Annotated in this window: 1 protein-coding gene; it reads right to left on the bottom strand. The window is 50.2% G+C overall.

Annotated features, from left to right (window positions below; all coding sequences use genetic code 11):
- Positions 1-205: GA-like domain-containing protein (locus tag AC1M9H_RS14450; RefSeq protein WP_481613670.1), on the bottom strand; the 205-nt coding region annotated here is incomplete at both ends.

Below are 205 nucleotides of genomic sequence, written 5' to 3' on the forward strand. Positions count from 1 at the left end.
CTTGTAGCGCATCTTTTTCTGCTTGTACTGCCTCAGGTAACGCTGTCACTTTTGTTTGTGCTTCTGTTTTCGCAGCAAGTGCATCATCACGCGCTTGAGTCAACGCAGTAAGTTCTGTTGGAGTGATGAGGCCATTGGCATTTGCATCGATCAGCGCTTGTTCTGCCGCAGCGTATGCTGCTTCTGCTGCCTCTACTGCTGCTTC

The sequence above is a fragment of the Acinetobacter sp. ANC_7512 genome (assembly GCF_056779935.1).